The organism is Paenibacillus sp. J5 (assembly GCF_054955055.1).
Window position 1 is genome coordinate 58,660 of record NZ_JBUEDD010000012.1, and the last position, 15,115, is coordinate 73,774.

17 protein-coding genes and 1 tRNA gene are annotated in these 15,115 nt (G+C 54.3%); all 18 read left to right on the top strand.

What is annotated here, in order from left to right; genetic code table 11:
- The first annotated feature begins 66 nt into the window (after window positions 1–66).
- The 18 genes from spoIVA (at window position 67) to aroC (ending at window position 15,115) form a co-directional block, all read left to right on the top strand.
- Window positions 67–1,545, top strand: coding sequence for a stage IV sporulation protein A (spoIVA, locus tag ACY1JZ_RS20660; RefSeq protein WP_270171599.1), 1,479 nt, complete (start codon window positions 67–69; stop codon window positions 1,543–1,545).
- Window positions 1,546–1,867: 322 nt separating this feature from the next.
- Window positions 1,868–2,995 (top strand): sugar ABC transporter substrate-binding protein, encoded by a 1,128-nt coding sequence (locus tag ACY1JZ_RS20665; protein WP_462630772.1) that lies wholly within the window; start codon window positions 1,868–1,870, stop codon window positions 2,993–2,995.
- Between the two features lie 25 nt (window positions 2,996–3,020).
- Entirely contained in the window at window positions 3,021–4,529 is a 1,509-nt protein-coding gene (locus ACY1JZ_RS20670) for a sugar ABC transporter ATP-binding protein (protein WP_462630773.1), read from the top strand.
- Window positions 4,526–5,512 (top strand): ABC transporter permease, encoded by a 987-nt coding sequence (locus ACY1JZ_RS20675; RefSeq protein WP_462630774.1) that lies wholly within the window; start codon window positions 4,526–4,528, stop codon window positions 5,510–5,512. Before ACY1JZ_RS20670 ends, ACY1JZ_RS20675 begins: the two co-directional genes overlap by 4 nt.
- A 155-nt stretch (window positions 5,513–5,667) precedes the next feature.
- Window positions 5,668–5,943: a non-specific DNA-binding protein Hbs gene (gene hbs / locus ACY1JZ_RS20680; RefSeq protein WP_462630775.1), complete on the top strand. Its 276-nt coding sequence runs from the start codon at window positions 5,668–5,670 to the stop codon at window positions 5,941–5,943.
- 194 nt (window positions 5,944–6,137) lie between these two features.
- A tRNA-Pro gene (locus tag ACY1JZ_RS20685) sits at window positions 6,138–6,214 on the top strand.
- Between the two features lie 117 nt (window positions 6,215–6,331).
- Complete coding sequence (gene mtrB, locus ACY1JZ_RS20690) at window positions 6,332–6,553, top strand: trp RNA-binding attenuation protein MtrB (RefSeq protein WP_270171590.1); 222 nt, start codon at window positions 6,332–6,334, stop codon at window positions 6,551–6,553.
- Window positions 6,554–6,642: 89 nt separating this feature from the next.
- Window positions 6,643–7,221, top strand: a complete 579-nt coding sequence (locus tag ACY1JZ_RS20695; RefSeq protein ID WP_462630776.1) for a hypothetical protein — start codon at window positions 6,643–6,645, stop codon at window positions 7,219–7,221.
- 147 nt (window positions 7,222–7,368) lie between these two features.
- On the top strand, window positions 7,369–8,235 hold the full coding sequence (locus ACY1JZ_RS20700) for a heptaprenyl diphosphate synthase component 1 (RefSeq protein ID WP_462630777.1): 867 nt from the start codon (window positions 7,369–7,371) through the stop codon (window positions 8,233–8,235).
- 4 nt (window positions 8,236–8,239) lie between these two features.
- A complete protein-coding gene (locus tag ACY1JZ_RS20705) occupies window positions 8,240–8,959 on the top strand; it encodes a demethylmenaquinone methyltransferase (RefSeq protein WP_462630778.1) in 720 nt (239 codons plus the stop codon).
- Complete coding sequence (locus ACY1JZ_RS20710; RefSeq protein WP_270171585.1) at window positions 8,956–9,831, top strand: UbiA-like polyprenyltransferase; 876 nt, start codon at window positions 8,956–8,958, stop codon at window positions 9,829–9,831. Before ACY1JZ_RS20705 ends, ACY1JZ_RS20710 begins: the two co-directional genes overlap by 4 nt.
- Window positions 9,825–10,451 (top strand): UbiX family flavin prenyltransferase, encoded by a 627-nt coding sequence (locus ACY1JZ_RS20715; protein ID WP_462630779.1) that lies wholly within the window; start codon window positions 9,825–9,827, stop codon window positions 10,449–10,451. The genes ACY1JZ_RS20710 and ACY1JZ_RS20715 overlap by 7 nt, the downstream gene beginning before the upstream one ends.
- Window positions 10,441–11,298, top strand: coding sequence for a menaquinone biosynthesis protein (locus ACY1JZ_RS20720; RefSeq protein WP_462630780.1), 858 nt, complete (start codon window positions 10,441–10,443; stop codon window positions 11,296–11,298). Before ACY1JZ_RS20715 ends, ACY1JZ_RS20720 begins: the two co-directional genes overlap by 11 nt.
- Complete coding sequence (locus ACY1JZ_RS20725; protein WP_270171579.1) at window positions 11,295–12,269, top strand: polyprenyl synthetase family protein; 975 nt, start codon at window positions 11,295–11,297, stop codon at window positions 12,267–12,269. The genes ACY1JZ_RS20720 and ACY1JZ_RS20725 overlap by 4 nt, the downstream gene beginning before the upstream one ends.
- A gap of 16 nt (window positions 12,270–12,285) precedes the next feature.
- On the top strand, window positions 12,286–12,729 hold the full coding sequence (gene ndk, locus ACY1JZ_RS20730; protein WP_270171577.1) for a nucleoside-diphosphate kinase: 444 nt from the start codon (window positions 12,286–12,288) through the stop codon (window positions 12,727–12,729).
- A gap of 45 nt (window positions 12,730–12,774) precedes the next feature.
- Entirely contained in the window at window positions 12,775–13,554 is a 780-nt protein-coding gene (locus ACY1JZ_RS20735; protein WP_270171575.1) for a CheR family methyltransferase, read from the top strand.
- A gap of 69 nt (window positions 13,555–13,623) precedes the next feature.
- Window positions 13,624–13,809 (top strand): hypothetical protein, encoded by a 186-nt coding sequence (locus ACY1JZ_RS20740; protein ID WP_270171573.1) that lies wholly within the window; start codon window positions 13,624–13,626, stop codon window positions 13,807–13,809.
- A 136-nt stretch (window positions 13,810–13,945) separates the two neighbouring features.
- The gene (aroC, locus tag ACY1JZ_RS20745; RefSeq protein ID WP_270171571.1) at window positions 13,946–15,115 is read left to right on the top strand and encodes a chorismate synthase; all 1,170 of its coding nucleotides are present in this window, start codon (window positions 13,946–13,948) and stop codon (window positions 15,113–15,115) included.

A 15,115-nucleotide genomic window follows, 5' to 3' on the forward strand; every position in this document is an offset into this window, starting at 1 on the left:
AAGCCAGTGTTGCAGCAGGAGATGTACCACCTTGTACTCGGAAATTTGATTGGGAGGGGATACTCAGTGGAGAAAGTGGACATTTTCAAGGACATTGCCGAACGAACGGGCGGGGATATTTACCTCGGTGTCGTCGGTGCGGTCCGCACAGGCAAATCAACCTTTATTAAACGATTTATGGAGACGGTTGTGCTGCCGAACATCGCGAGCGAATCAGACCGCGCAAGGGCGATCGATGAGCTGCCGCAGAGCGCTGCCGGCAAAACCATTATGACGACCGAGCCGAAATTTGTACCAAATCAAGCGGTGCAGATTAAGGTAACGGAAGGTCTGGATGTCAATGTCAGGCTCGTCGATTGTGTAGGCTATGCAGTCGAAGGGGCGAAAGGCTACGAGGATGAGAACGGTCCGCGCATGATAACAACGCCGTGGTTCGAGGAGCCCATCCCATTCCAGGAAGCGGCCGAGATCGGAACGCGCAAGGTCATTCAAGAGCATTCCACGCTCGGTGTCGTCGTGACGACCGATGGTACGATTGCCGAGATTCCGCGCAGCTCGTATATCGAGTCGGAGGAACGGGTTATTCAGGAGCTGAAGGAGGTAGGCAAGCCATTCGTCCTGATCGTCAACTCCACCCGGCCCTCCAGTGAGGAGGCGCAGCAGCTACGCGGCGAGCTGCAGGAGAAGTATGACATACCGGTGATGACGATGAGCGTGGCGACGATGGGCGAGGATGAGGTTATCTCCGTGCTGCGTGAAGTGCTCTACGAGTTTCCGGTGCATGAGGTCAATGTCAATCTGCCAAGCTGGGTGATGGTGCTCAATGAGACGCATTGGGTGCGCAGCAACTATGAGAGCTCGGTTCGCGATACTGTGAAGGACATTCGCCGGCTGCGCGATGTGGATCGTGTAGTAGCCCAGTTCATGGAATATGACTTCATCGAACGTGCAGGGCTGAGCGGCATGAATATGGGGCAAGGGGTCGCCGAGATTGATCTGTATGCGCCAGATGAGCTGTATGACCAGATTTTGATGGAGGTTGTAGGTGTAGAAATTCGCGGGAAGGATCATCTGCTGCAACTGATGCAGGAGTTCTCCCATGCCAAGCGGGAATATGACCGGTTCTCGGAGGCGCTGGAGATGGTCAAGACGACAGGCTACGGGATCGCCGCGCCGTCGCTGGCTGAGATGATGCTTGACGAGCCGGAGCTCATTCGCCAAGGCTCACGCTTTGGCGTCAGGCTGAAGGCGACTGCGCCTTCCATCCACATGATCCGGGTCGATGTAGAATCCGAGTTCGCGCCGATTATCGGCACCGAGAAGCAGAGCGAGGAGCTTATGCGGTATCTGATGCAGGACTTCGAGAATGACCCCATCAAAATCTGGGAGTCGGATATATTCGGACGATCGCTGCACAGCATCGTCAGGGAAGGCATCCAGGGCAAGATTGCGATGATGCCGGACAATGCGCGCTACAAGCTGCAGGAGACGCTCGGTCGCATTATTAATGAAGGCTCGGGCGGCTTGATCGCCATCATCTTGTAACGGAATATGGCCTGTGTAGACGCTCCTGTCGGAGTTTGAAGACACACCCTTACCAGTTGCACAAAAGCGACCGTCCACTTGGGACGGTCGCTTTTGTGCATGCAGAGCTGACGAATCTTATCATCATCGGATGCTCAACAAGTCCAGGATGACATAAAAAAGGCTTGATTTTTGCTGGAGGGCTTTCTATAATTGCACTTGTTGCTTGGATAAAGAGACGACAAATTTCGCTATTTAATACATAATTCCGATTGACATACTAGGGAAAAATGATATGATGAGTATAAATCATTTTGAGATAGAGAATTAGGAGGAAACGATCTTGAAAAAATGGGGAAAATCGTCACTGTTGCTCTTGCTTGCCGCGTTCATGCTGGTGGTCTCTGCATGCGGCAGCCAATCTGCAAATCAGCCTGCTAAGGAAGCGGACAAGCCTGCCGCTGGCGCTAACAGCTCGGCTTCAGGAGAGCAAGCGTCGGATCTGGCTTCACTGAAGGGGAAGAAAATTGCCCTCGTCATGCAATTCAATACCGGAACGTTCTCGGCGCAATATATTGAGGGTGTCAAGGAGCAAGCTGCTAAATTCGGCGGCGAAGTTCAAGTGTTCGCATCTGAGAATGATCTGGGCAAGATGGTCGCTAATCTCGACTCTGCAATTAATCAGGGCTTCGATGCTATCATGACTGACCATGGCGAAGCGGGTGCGCTTGATCCAGGCATCAAAAGAGCCGTAGAAAAAAATATTCCGGTTGTCTCGTTCGATGCGGACATCACAGTTCCCGGCGTAACCGTGCTGGCGCAGGCGGATGAGAAGATGGCAGAGGTGACGCTGGAGCAACTGGCTCAGGATGCTAGCGGCAAAGGCAACATTGTTAAGATATGGGTAGCTGGCTTCGCGCCGATGGAGCGTCGCCAGATCGCTTACAAGGCGTTCCAGGAGAAATATCCTGAGATTAAGGAAATTGCTGCATTCGGCAATGCGGGCAACCCACAGTTGGATGCGCAGCAGCAGATGGAAGCAGTGCTCACGCAATACCCGAACAAAGGTGACATCACAGCGGTATGGGCTGCATGGGATGAGTTCGCCAAAGGCGCCTCCCGCGCGATTCAGGCTGCCGGACGCAACGAGATTAAAGTGTACGGCATCGATATGAGTGATGAAGACCTGCAGATCATTCAAGACCCGGCGACACCTTGGGTTGCATCGGCAGCAGTAGACCCGAAAGAGATCGGTCGCGTGCAGGTTCGCCTGCTGTATCAAAAGCTTCATGGCGATACCGTTGCGGACAAGGTCGTGCTGGAGCCGACGTATGTGAAGCGTGAGGATCTGCCACAGCCGCCGACGGTCGTCAATACCACGAACCTGAGCGAGTATGTGAAGGAGTGGGGCAACGGCACACAGGGCGTCGCAGAGTGGATGACGGAGCTTGAGAAGGTTGCAGCGCAATAAAATTAAACAGTTAGGGGGCTGGGCGATGAAAGCGATCGGCCATCTTCAAATGGACAACATCGGCAAATCTTTTGCCGGTGTTCCTGCCCTTAGAGGGGTTCATTTCGATATACGCGGCGGTGAAATTCATGCGCTGCTCGGAGCGAACGGAGCGGGGAAGAGCACGCTGATGAAAATATTATCAGGCGCCTATACCGCCGATTCCGGACAGATCATCATCGATGGCAAGCCGGAGCGCGTCCAGTCCCCGCTGGATGCCAAGCGGCTCGGTATTCACTGCATCTATCAGGAGGTAGATACGGCGCTCGTACCGGGGTTGTCCGTCGCGGAGAATATTATGATGGATCAGTTGGCATCTGGCGGGCCGGGTCTCATACGCTGGGGAACGCTGTACAAGCAGGCTGAGGCGGTGCTGCAGCGGCTGGATGCGCACATCCCGGTACGCAAGTCCGTGGACGAGCTATCGCTCGCTGAGAAGCAGCTCGTGCTGATTGCACGGCTGCTCACCGAGCAGGCCCGCTTTGTTATCTTTGATGAGCCGACGGCACCGCTCAGCTTCGAGGAGGCTGAGCGGTTGTTCCGCGTCATGGGGCAGTTGAAGGCAGAAGGCATCGGCTCGGTGTTTATTTCGCATCGTCTGCCTGAGGTGTTCGAGCAATGCGACCGGATTACGGTCATGCGTGACGGACAGAAGGTGTATAGCGTCGAGACGTCGCAGACGGATATGGATCAGGTCATTCGGGCGATGCTGGGCAAGACGCTGGAGGAGGAATACATCAAGCAGGAGGCCGTTATTGGCGAGGTAGCGCTGCGAGTGCGGGATGTGCGGCGCGGTCATCATGTACGCGGGGTATCGCTCGATGTGCGGCGCGGCGAGATCGTCGCGGTGGTCGGTCTGGTCGGAGCCGGCAAGACGGAGCTGTCGCGGTTGCTGTTTGGAGCAGATAAGCTGGATAGCGGTGCTGTCGAGGTCGCCGCGCGTCGGGTCAAGCTGACTGAGCCGGCTGATGCCATCGGCGGGGGCATCGTGCTTGTGCCGGAGGAGCGGCGCAAGCAGGGCATTCTTGTCGAGGAGTCGGTTCAGCGCAATCTCAGCTTGCCTGTGCTGCGTCTGCTCTCGCGTGCTGGCTTCATCAAGCGAGCTTCCGAATCGGAGCTGGCAGATGATGCGATTGCCAGGCTCGGGATTAAGACGGCCTCTCCTCATCTGCCCACGATGATGCTTAGTGGAGGCAACCAGCAGAAGGTATCGATCGGGAAATGGTTGAAGACGAATGCGGATGTCTACTTGTTTGACGAGCCAACCAAAGGGGTCGACATCGGCGCGAAAACAGACATATTTCGCATCATTGGCGAATTGGCTGGTCAAGGCAAAGCGATCGTTTATTTCACTTGCGAATTTGCCGAAGCGATCGGCATTGCCGACCGGATCATCGTGATGTGCGATGGCAGATTTGTGAAGGAATTTGCCCGCGGTGAGGCGACACAGGAACAGCTATTGTATTATGCCAGCGGCGGAGGGGAGATACGATGAAATCAAGGGTGTTGGAGTTTTTATTTAAATACGGGGCGTTGCTTGTAATCGGGTTCGTCATCGTGTTCCTGTCGCTATGGAATGAGAACTTTTTTACCTATGGCAATCTGACGGATATATTGCGTTCGATCTCAATCGTTACCTTTGTAGCCATCGGTGTGACGTTCTCCTTGACTGTAGGAGGGTTCGATCTGTCTGTCGGCTCGACAGTATCGATCAGCACGATTATGGCAGCGGCGCTAATGGTGTGGTATGACCAGCCGCTATGGATCGTCATTGCGGTTCCGATCGCGATCGGCGCCTTGATCGGCTTGCTTAATTCCTTCCTGATCGTTAAGGTGCGCATTCCCGATCTGTTGGCGACTCTGGCTGTCATGTACATTATCTCCGGTGTGCACCGGACGTTCTCGAAGGGGTATACCATCTATAACAATATGCAGATGACAGACGGAACTACAGCGCCCGGCAAGTTTACGGAGTCGTTCCTGTGGCTGGGACAGGGCAAATGGCTCGGTATCCCCGTGCCGGTCATCTTGATGGTATTAACCGTTATTTTGGTGCACCTCTTCTTCAAGTATACCCGCTGGGGCAGACAGATGCACTTTATCGGGAGCAATGAGGAGGCAGCGAGACTGTCTGGCGTGCGCGTCAAGCGTGTGCGGGTAGCAGCCTATGTGGTATCCGGGGTGTTCGCGGCGATTGGCGGTATATTGCTGGCATCGCGGATTGGAACCGGTCAGATCGATGCGGGCGCTCCGTATCTGATGGAAGCGGTAGCGGCGGTATTTGTCGGTTATTCGGTGTTTGGCGCGGCCAAGCCCAATGTGATCGGTACCTTTTTCGGCGCGGTGCTTATTGGCGTTCTCGTAAACGGAATGACGATGATGAAATTCCAATACTATGTCAATGATATTATCAAGGGCTCTGTTCTGGTGCTCGCCTTGGCGGTTACCTACGTCCATCTGAGTCGCAAACGGCAGTAAAAGCATGGGCATCTTCATTTAAAAAAATTAATCTACTTGAAATTCATATTCGGCTGTATTACTATAAATTTGTTCGCTCTGAGGTATAATTTCAGGCGTTTGGGTAAAACAGAATGATAATAAGGCAATGGACACCGTCAAGGGAGGTGAATGTTATGAACAAAACCGATCTGATCTCTAAAGTAGCCGAGTCTGCAGAGCTGTCCAAAAAGGACGCGACCAAAGCGGTTGATGCTGTGTTTGATGCAATCTCTGAAGCGCTGCAAAACGGCGACAAAGTTCAATTGGTTGGCTTTGGAAACTTCGAAGTTCGCGAGCGCGCTGCACGCAAGGGCCGCAATCCGCAAACCGGCGAAGAAATCGAGATTGCTGCCAGCAAAATGCCTGCATTCAGACCAGGCAAGTCGCTGAAGGACATCGTATCCAACTAGTGAACACTAACGTCCGAACTTGGCTTCGGGCGTTTTTTGTTGTGGTGGACAAGGGTCGCCGCCTAGATATTGCACGGGTGCACGCCTCGTGTTATAATACGAGACATACCGAGCAGCAAACTGGAAAAACCGTGTAACTTAGCGGGAAACCCCACGTTAAACGAATGGAATACATAGGGCAGTATAGGGTACATCGGGGTATGGCGCAGCCTGGTAGCGCGCACCCTTGGGGTGGGTGAGGTCGCAGGTTCAAATCCTGTTACTCCGACCATACATAGTATTGAATCGACTGCTTTCCTGATGGGCGCATGTGTTCGGGGAAGCAGTTTTGCTTGATGGACAGCCCTATGATGGGCTGATGAACGGGTTGAATGAAGGAGGCGTGGAGATGGAGCCGACTAATGGTGAATATATTGTAATCAAGGCTCATGAGCAGGGTGTGCATGTCATCGGCTTAACGAGGGGACAGAACACCAAGTTCCACCACACTGAAAAGCTGGATCGCGGTGAAATACTTATTGCTCAATTTACGGACCACACTTCCGCAATCAAGATTCGGGGCAAGGCTACGGTTCTAACCAAATACGGAACCGTTGAATCAGACGATTGAGCAGGCATAGCCTGCTCATTTTTTTTGTACAATACAGTATAGGAGCATGATTATATCACGGTCATTTAACCTATACTGGAGGGAAACGGATGAGGAGTGCCTGGAAGCGAATTGCTCTTGGCGCAGGGCTAGCGGCAGCAGCTTCGCTTCTGCTCGGCCTGCTGCCGATAGCGGGCCACGTTGCTGGCAAGCAGCATCAGCCGCTAGCGGTGTTCCGCCAGGAACAGCCCCGCCTGCTCGCCTCGAGCAATGTAGTCGATGTGCTGGGGGGTCTGGAGCTTAGCCAGCACATCAAGCGTGTGCGGTGGAGCAGCGGTGTGCTGTCGATCGATCTGGCGGCTGCCAAGGATGCGACGGCGAGAAGCTTGAATCAGGATCTGCTGGAGCTGCTTCGAGTGAGCTTCGTGCATCTGGACAATGTAGAACGGCTGCTCGTTCGGGTGCTGGAGCGGCAGAAGGAAGCGGGCATCGCTGCGGCAGACGATGCACAGCAGGAGATTCGCTGGGCGCTGCTGCTGGCATCGGATGTGAGGCGCACCGACCCGCAGGTGGCGAGCTGGGTATCTGCTCCTACTGCAGATGATCTGCTGCTGCCTCATTGGCAAGAAAGACTCAGGCTCGTCTACACACCGCTATGGCGGGAGCGCTTCGGCGCCAGTACACGTTGAGTTCACTTTATTGCTGGAGTCGGCTTTTGCAGCCGTGCCGCGGGCGTTCACTTTGGTCAGAACATATGCTTGACTTTACAAGTTGTGCTATAATAATTTAGATATCGGGCTCAGTATGCTTGACTGCGCTGTTCGGAGGCTTGTCCCATGGAAACTTATCGCATACCAGAAATGGCTAGCAAATATACCAACTATGATATGATTCGGAACTACACAGAATTGCCGGCCTTCCCGGATTACCGCGTTCGCCTGCTCTATGCCTTCCTGTCTGATGAACGTGAGGCAGGGCGACATGGCGAGCTGTATGCGCTCGCGGTCTCGCTTGTTCAATTAGGCCTGGATACCCATGATTTAATTGATACCGATACGGAAGACAAGCCCGAGCAAGCGATGCGCTCCAGGCAGCTTAAGGTGCTGGCAGGAGATTACTTCAGCAGCCGCTTCTACCATCTGCTGTCCCAAGAGGGGCAGATTGATGTCATCAAGAAGCTGAGCGGCGCCATCTGCGAAGTGAACCGGATGAAGATGAGCCTGTACATGCGGATGAAGCAGTTGCGATTGACGGCGGAGGATTATCTTCGCACCTGCATTAAGCTGAAGACAGAGCTGTTCGAGGTGTTTGCCGGCATGCTGGAGGAAGGCAATCGCGGACAGTGGCCTGAAATTATGTACGGCTTTACCCGCTGTGAAGTCATGGCGGACGAGTTGGAACGGATCGAAGTGGCCGGGAGATTTAAGGGAAGCTGGGCATATTGGCATGTGCTCGGAGAAGGAACCGAAGAAGAGAAGCGTCGGCTGCAGGATAATGCCGAGGAAGAATGGATGGTTAGAGAATTGCTGGCAAAGTATCATATTCGCAGCCAATTGAGCTTTCAGCTTGCGCAGGCCGTGGAGCATGCGCAGTCGCTTGCCAAACGGCTGGATTCGAACAAGCTCGTTCAGGAATTGCAGCGAATCGGAGATTCCTTTCTTCAACCATTGGCCACTGCTCCGGCATTTAACGAGATGAGGTGACAGCATGGACTCCAAGTCCAAGGAGCAGTTCGTACATTCCGTTTTCGAAAATATTGCTCCCAAGTACGACATGATGAATAACCTGTTAAGCTTCCGCAGACATAAGGCATGGCGGAAGTTTACGATGAAGAAGATGGCAGTGCAAGAAGGTGCCACGGCGATCGACCTGTGCTGCGGGACATGTGATTGGACGATCGCGATGGCTCAGGAGAGCCGCACAGGAGCGATGATCGGTCTTGATTTTAGCGCCAATATGCTGGAATTCGGTCAGCGCAAGGTGAATGAGATAGGTCTGAATCAACAGATCACGCTCGTCCAAGGCAACGCGATGGCGCTGCCCTACGAGGACAATCAATTTGATTATGCTACGATCGGCTTCGCGCTGCGCAACGTGCCTGATCTGAAGCAGGTGCTGCGCGAGATGCAGCGTGTGGTCAAGCCAGGCGGCAAGGTGGTCTGCCTGGAGTTGTCCAAGCCGACCTGGCAGCCGTTCAAATCGATCTACTACTTTTATTTCCGGAAGGTCCTGCCGATGCTGGGCAAGCTGTTTGCCAAGCGCTATGAGCAGTATAAATGGCTGCCGGACTCCCTTGTTCATTTCCCGGATATGAATCAGCTCGCCGAAATTTATCGTGAGGTTGGACTGAAGCAGGTGAGTGTCTATCCGTTGACCTTTGGCATCGCTGCGCTGCATATCGGTACGAAAGGATCGGATAGACCATGATTCGCAAAATTGGCATTTTTCTTGAAATGATCAAATTTGAGCATAGTATTTTTGCTTTGCCCTTTGCTTTTGTCGGCGCCATTCTTGGCGCTGTTGTTTTGGAGCAGCGTCTGCCGCTCTGGTCTGAGATCGGTTGGATCATCCTTGCGATGATCGGAGCACGCAGTGCCGCTATGGGCCTGAATCGGCTCATTGATCAGGCCATTGACCTGCGCAACCCGCGCACGGCTAATCGCGCGCTGCCTGCTGGACTGTTGAAGGCCGGTGAAGTACTGGTATTTATCGCTATTTCATTTGTGCTGCTGTTCGTTGCTGCGTTCCGTCTCGACCCGCTGTCGGTGAAGCTGCTTCCCGTAGCGGTCTTTATGCTCGTTATCTACTCCTATACGAAGCGCTTCACCTGGCTCTGCCATGTTGTGCTTGGCCTGACCATCGGCCTGGCTCCACTAGGCGGCTGGGTAGCAATTACCGGCCGGATCGACGCCACAGCATTGCTGCTCTATCTGTCGGTCGCGCTATGGACGGCAGGCTTTGACATTATCTACGCTTGTCAGGACGCCGACTTTGACCGTGAGGAGAAGCTGTACTCGATTCCTTCCCGCTTTGGAGTGGCTACAGCGCTGTGGATCGCCCGCATTTTCCATCTCGTGACGGCTGTAGGCTTCATCGTGCTGTTTGCTGTGACCGATCTGAGCTGGGGCTATCTGGTCGGAACATTGATTGCCGTGGCGATCCTGTTCTATGAGCACACACTGGTCAAGCCATATGATCTGAGCAAGCTGAATATGGCATTCTTTACGATGAATGGCGTGCTCAGTATGGTGATATTTGTATTTACCTTATTCGACCTGGTGGTGCTGCGCAAATGGTAAGCGTAGCAGCAAGGAGAAGATGGGCGGTAGGCATTACGGGAGCCAGTGGCGCCATCTATGGCGTGACGCTGGTTCAGGAGCTGCTTGCACGCAACATTGAGGTGCATCTGGTCATCAGTGAAGCAGGCTGGCGTGTGCTCAAGGAGGAGCTGGGATGGGAGACTGCTCATCGCCAGCAGGCGCTGCAGTCACGATTCGGTCAGGAGCTGGCCGAAGGGCGGCTCGTGTTTCACCCGAATGCCGACATTGGGGCCAGCATCGCGAGCGGCTCTTACCGGATGGAGGGGATGGTGGTCATCCCGTGCTCGATGGGTTCATTGTCCTCGATCGCGACAGGCGCTTCGCGCAATCTGCTGACCCGCGCTGCGGACGTGGCGCTCAAGGAGGGACGCCGCCTCATCCTGGTGCCGAGAGAAACACCGCTGCATGCCATTCATCTGGAGAACATGCTGAAGCTGGCTCAGCTCGGCATAGTTATTTTGCCGGCCATGCCTGCATTTTATAATCATCCGGCTTCACTGGACGACATCGTCCGCTTCGTCGTTGGCAAGGTCATGGATAGCATGAGGCTGGAGCATGAGCTGTATAGAAGATGGGGGGAACCTAGCGATGAAGGATAACCGTCCCTTTCGTCTGGGTCGCATCGATTACGCGAATGCCTGGCCGCTCTTCCATTACATCAGCGAGGAGACGGCGGATGGTCTGGAGATCGTCCGTGACGTTCCGAGCGGGCTGAATCGTGCGTTGCAGACGGGTGACATCGACATGTCGGCGATCTCGTCTTTTTCCTACGCTGAGAATGCCGACCGTTATTACATTCTGCCGGATCTGTCGGTCAGCAGCCCAAGCCGCGTTAATTCGATATTGTTATTTTTGAACAAGCCGCTGGATGAGGTGCTATGTGGAACGATAGCCGTTACCAATACGTCGGCGACATCCGTGAATTTGCTAAGGATATTGATGGAGCAAAGGTTCGGCGGCGCACCGACATATGTGGCTCAGCCGCCCAATCTGGATGCGATGCTAGCCAAGGCAGATGCTGCGCTTCTCATAGGCGATCCGGCGATCAGGGCTTCCTGGCAGCAGCGCGGAGGAACGGTGCTTGATCTGGGCGAGCTGTGGCGCAACTGGACAGGTCATGGCATGACCTTCGCGCTCGTCGCTGTGCGCCGGGAGCTTGCACCATCCGCAGCGCATGTAATTGAAAGAATCTACAGAGCGATGCAAGACAGCAAGCGCCGCAGTCTGCAGGAGCTGGAGCCTCTTGTGAGCAAGGCACGTACCCTAATTGGAGGGACAGCGGAGTACTGGCACCGATATTTTACCGAGCTGAAATTTGATTTTGGCCCCAGGGAGCAGGCGGGTCTGCAACTGTATTATGATTATGCCTATGAGCTGGGGCTGCTGAAGCGCAAGGTGAAGATGGAATATTGGCCCACTATATCTGCTGTACAGGTGAACGAATGAAACTACTGGATTTGTATGCAAAAATGAAGCATGATTTAAATGTGATCGAGGACGAGCTGGAGAATAGCATGACTTCTGACCATGCATTGCTTAGCGAAACCTCGCTCCATCTGCTCAAGGCCGGGGGCAAGCGAATTCGTCCGGTGCTCGTGCTGCTGGCGGGCAAGTTCGGGGAGTACGATCTGGATCGTCTCAAAAAGGTGGCCGTAGCGCTGGAGCTGATCCATATGGCATCGCTGGTTCATGATGATGTCATTGACAATGCCAAGACGCGAAGAGGACAGCTCACGGTCAAGTCGAAATGGGACAACCGGATTGCGATGTACACCGGGGACTACATTCATGCCAAGGCGCTGTTAATCGTGACTGATCTGCATCATCAGCAGCTCCATCAGATGCTCTCCAAGGCAATGGTGGAGATGTGTGTGGGCGAGATGGAACAGATCCGTGATTTCTTCAATACGAAGCAGACGGTTCGCAACTATTTGCTGCGCATTCGACGCAAGACAGCGCTGCTCATTGCGATTAGCTGCCAACTAGGGGCCATAGCAGCGGATAGCGACCGAAAAACGGCGCTCGGATTGTACAAGTTCGGTTATAATGTAGGCATGGCATTCCAGATTAAGGATGACCTGCTCGATCTATGCGGTACAGAGAAGCAGATTGGCAAGCCGCCCGGTTCGGATATTCGCCAGGGCAACATAACGCTGCCTGTGCTGCTGGCGCTGCAGGAGCCGCATCTTGCGCCATCGCTGGAGGCAGAGATCGCTCGCATACGGGAGGCGGACGGACAGGCCGATACGCGCCAAGCGATCGCGCTGATCAAGGGAAGCCGCGGCATTGCCCGTTCAGAGGAGCTGGCAGAGAAATATATCTCGAAGGCCATCATGGCGCTCGATCAGTTGCCGCCGATACCAGCGCGCAAAAATCTGGCTGACATAGCAAGGTTTATTGCCAAACGAAATTACTAAAGGCAGGGGAACGAACATGGAAAGAACCTTTTTGATGGTGAAGCCCGATGGCGTGCAGCGCGGACTCGTTGGGGAGATCGTCAGTCGCTTCGAGAAGAAGGGGCTGCAACTGGTTGCTGCCAAATTTATGAAGCTGGATGAGGAATTGGCCTCCTCCCATTATGCGGAGCATGTCGGCAAGCCATTCTACCCGAAGCTTATCGAGTTCATTACGTCAGGACCTGTGTTTGCCATGGTGTGGCAAGGGGATCAGGCGATTGGACTGGCCAGGGCGCTGATCGGCAAGACGGATGCGCTGGTGGCTGCGCCGGGAACGATTCGCTCGGACTTTGCTGTACATACGAATTTCAATCTCATTCATGGCTCGGATTCCCTGGAGAGCGCGGAGCGCGAGATTGCGCTGTACTTTAAGCCAGAGGAACTGATTGATTACGAGCATTTGATGCAGCGCTGGATTTAAGCGTGCAAGCTAGCTGTGCCATTAGCATCCAAGGGGGAAGCGGCTGTGGAGGATCAGGATTTTGCACTGTTTATATCGAGGATCAAAGAGAAGACAGCGATCGATCTGGGGCAATACAAGGAAGCTCAGATGAAGCGCAGGCTGACGACGCTGCGCATGAAGCATGGCTATATGACGTTCAAGGCCTATTGGGAGGCGTTGCAGACCTCGCCCAAGCTTATGGAGGAATTTCTGGATCGGATGACGATCAATGTGTCAGAGTTTTGGCGCAACCCGACCCGATGGCTCGCGCTGGAGCAAAAATTCATGCCGGAGCTGCTGAGGGACAACAAAAGCTTGAAAATCTGGAGCGCCGCCTGCTCGACGGGCGAGGAGCCGTACACCTTGGCGATGATTCTTGACCGGCTCGGCGTCTTGGAGCGGGCCTCGCTGCTGGCGACGGATCTGGATGCAGGTGTACTGGCCAAAGCGGCCAGAGGAGAATACGCTGACCGCTCGGTCAAGGATGTTCCCAAGCCCTATCTGCAGTCGTATTTCACGAGCCAGGGGGATACATATACCGTTACTGACAAGCTCAAAAAAGCGGTTCGCTTCAAGCAGCATAACCTGCTGCATGACCGCTTCGAGGGGCCGTTTGACCTGATCGTATGCCGCAATGTGATGATTTATTTTACAGATGATGCCAAGCAGCAATTATATCATCATTTTTCCAGAGCTTTGCGGCCAGGCGGCCTGCTGTTTGTCGGCAGCACGGAGCAGATTTTCTCTCCTGCACAGTATAATCTAGAGACAGTGGAAACCTTCTTCTACCGCCGCACCCCGTAGGAATATTCATTTCCAGCTTCTCCAATACTAAGCGCAGGCGAAGGCCAAGCGAATGTTTGGAGGGAGAGCATGGATAAGCGAACCGTAGTCGCTGCTTACCGTCGAGGCTATATTAATCTGCAGGAATGCGCGCAAATATTAGGGCTGGATAGTCTGCAGGTGCAGCGCATTATTGAGGCCTCCGGTCAGGCTGTTACAGGCGAAGCGGACAGCAAGCGTCGTCTTGCGCTTGCTGACCGGGCTATGCGGGGATAGAAGCAACAGGAGGATAAGGGGTATCGTCCGGCGTGATGGCGCAGGGAGGATACCCCTTTTCCTTGTCAACAGACAAGAGCATATACTATAATGAGCAAAGATATTGAGGGCGTTGCCAGTTGAAGGAGGAAATGAATTGAGCTTACGTTATTTGACAGCGGGCGAGACGCATGGGCCGCAGCTTACAGCTATCATTGAAGGGTTGCCAAGCAATCTGAGCATTGATTTTGAGGAGCTGAACTTTCAGCTTCAGCGTCGCCAGAAGGGACATGGCCGCGGTCGGCGCATGCAGATCGAGAAGGATACGGCGCAGATTGTCGGCGGTGTGCGCCATGGCAGAACAACCGGCGCTCCTGTGGCGCTCGTCGTGGCCAACAATGATTGGAAGCACTGGACATCGGTGATGAACATCGAGCCGATCGAGGGCAGCGATGAAGAGAAGCGCCGTGTGCATCGTCCTCGTCCAGGACATGCTGATCTGAATGGCGGCTTGAAGTATGACCTCAAGGATCTGCGCAATGTGCTCGAGCGCTCCAGCGCCCGCGAGACGGCTGCCCGTGTGGCGGTGGGAGCAATCGCCCGCCAACTGCTGGCGGAATTCGGCATTAAGGTGGCCGGTCAGGTCATTCGGATTGGCGAGATTGAGGCGCCGCCTCATTCCCTGCCGATCGATGAGCTGATTGAGCGTACAGAGCAATCGCCAGTGCGTGTCGTCGATAAGGAAACCGAGGAGAGAATGACGGCCTATATTGACCAGATCAAGGCGGAGGGCGACTCGATCGGCGGCATCGTCGAGTGCATCATCGAGGGCGTCCCTGTCGGACTGGGCAGCCACGTGCAATGGGATCGCAAGCTGGACGGACGGATCGCTCAGGCCGTTGTCTCGATCAATGCGTTCAAGGGATGCGAGATCGGCATAGGCTTTGAAGCAGCGAAGCTGAGAGGCTCACAGGTGCATGACGAGATTATGTATGATGCGGAGCGCGGCTATCACCGGGCGACGAATCGTCTGGGCGGATTCGAGGGCGGCATGACGAACGGCGAGCAGATCGTGGTGCGTGGGGTCATGAAGCCGATCCCGACGCTGTACAAGCCATTGCGCAGTGTCGATATCGATACGAAGGAGCCGTTCACAGCGCAGGTGGAGCGTTCGGATAGCTGTGCGGTGCCGGCTGCGAGCGTCGTGCTGGAGCATGTGGTGACCTGGGAGGTTGCGCGCGCATTTCTGGAGAAATTCGGCGGCGATTCGATTGAGGAGATTCGCGCCAACCTGAACAACTACCTTGAGCAAGTGGGGCGGTACTAA

Excerpts from the sequence above, each read along its gene's own strand:
- ACY1JZ_RS20670 (WP_462630773.1), top strand. The coding sequence starts at position 3,021 with ATGAAAGCGATCGGCCATCTTCAAATGGACAACATCGGCAAATCTTTT.
- ACY1JZ_RS20675 (WP_462630774.1), top strand. The coding sequence starts at position 4,526 with ATGAAATCAAGGGTGTTGGAGTTTTTATTTAAATACGGGGCGTTGCTT.
- hbs (WP_462630775.1), top strand. The coding sequence starts at position 5,668 with ATGAACAAAACCGATCTGATCTCTAAAGTAGCCGAGTCTGCAGAGCTG.
- mtrB (WP_270171590.1), top strand. The coding sequence starts at position 6,332 with ATGGAGCCGACTAATGGTGAATATATTGTAATCAAGGCTCATGAGCAG.
- ACY1JZ_RS20695 (WP_462630776.1), top strand. The coding sequence starts at position 6,643 with ATGAGGAGTGCCTGGAAGCGAATTGCTCTTGGCGCAGGGCTAGCGGCA.
- ACY1JZ_RS20700 (WP_462630777.1), top strand. The coding sequence starts at position 7,369 with ATGGAAACTTATCGCATACCAGAAATGGCTAGCAAATATACCAACTAT.
- ACY1JZ_RS20705 (WP_462630778.1), top strand. The coding sequence starts at position 8,240 with ATGGACTCCAAGTCCAAGGAGCAGTTCGTACATTCCGTTTTCGAAAAT.
- ACY1JZ_RS20710 (WP_270171585.1), top strand. The coding sequence starts at position 8,956 with ATGATTCGCAAAATTGGCATTTTTCTTGAAATGATCAAATTTGAGCAT.
- ACY1JZ_RS20715 (WP_462630779.1), top strand. The coding sequence starts at position 9,825 with ATGGTAAGCGTAGCAGCAAGGAGAAGATGGGCGGTAGGCATTACGGGA.
- ACY1JZ_RS20720 (WP_462630780.1), top strand. The coding sequence starts at position 10,441 with ATGAAGGATAACCGTCCCTTTCGTCTGGGTCGCATCGATTACGCGAAT.
- ACY1JZ_RS20725 (WP_270171579.1), top strand. The coding sequence starts at position 11,295 with ATGAAACTACTGGATTTGTATGCAAAAATGAAGCATGATTTAAATGTG.
- ndk (WP_270171577.1), top strand. The coding sequence starts at position 12,286 with ATGGAAAGAACCTTTTTGATGGTGAAGCCCGATGGCGTGCAGCGCGGA.
- ACY1JZ_RS20740 (WP_270171573.1), top strand. The coding sequence starts at position 13,624 with ATGGATAAGCGAACCGTAGTCGCTGCTTACCGTCGAGGCTATATTAAT.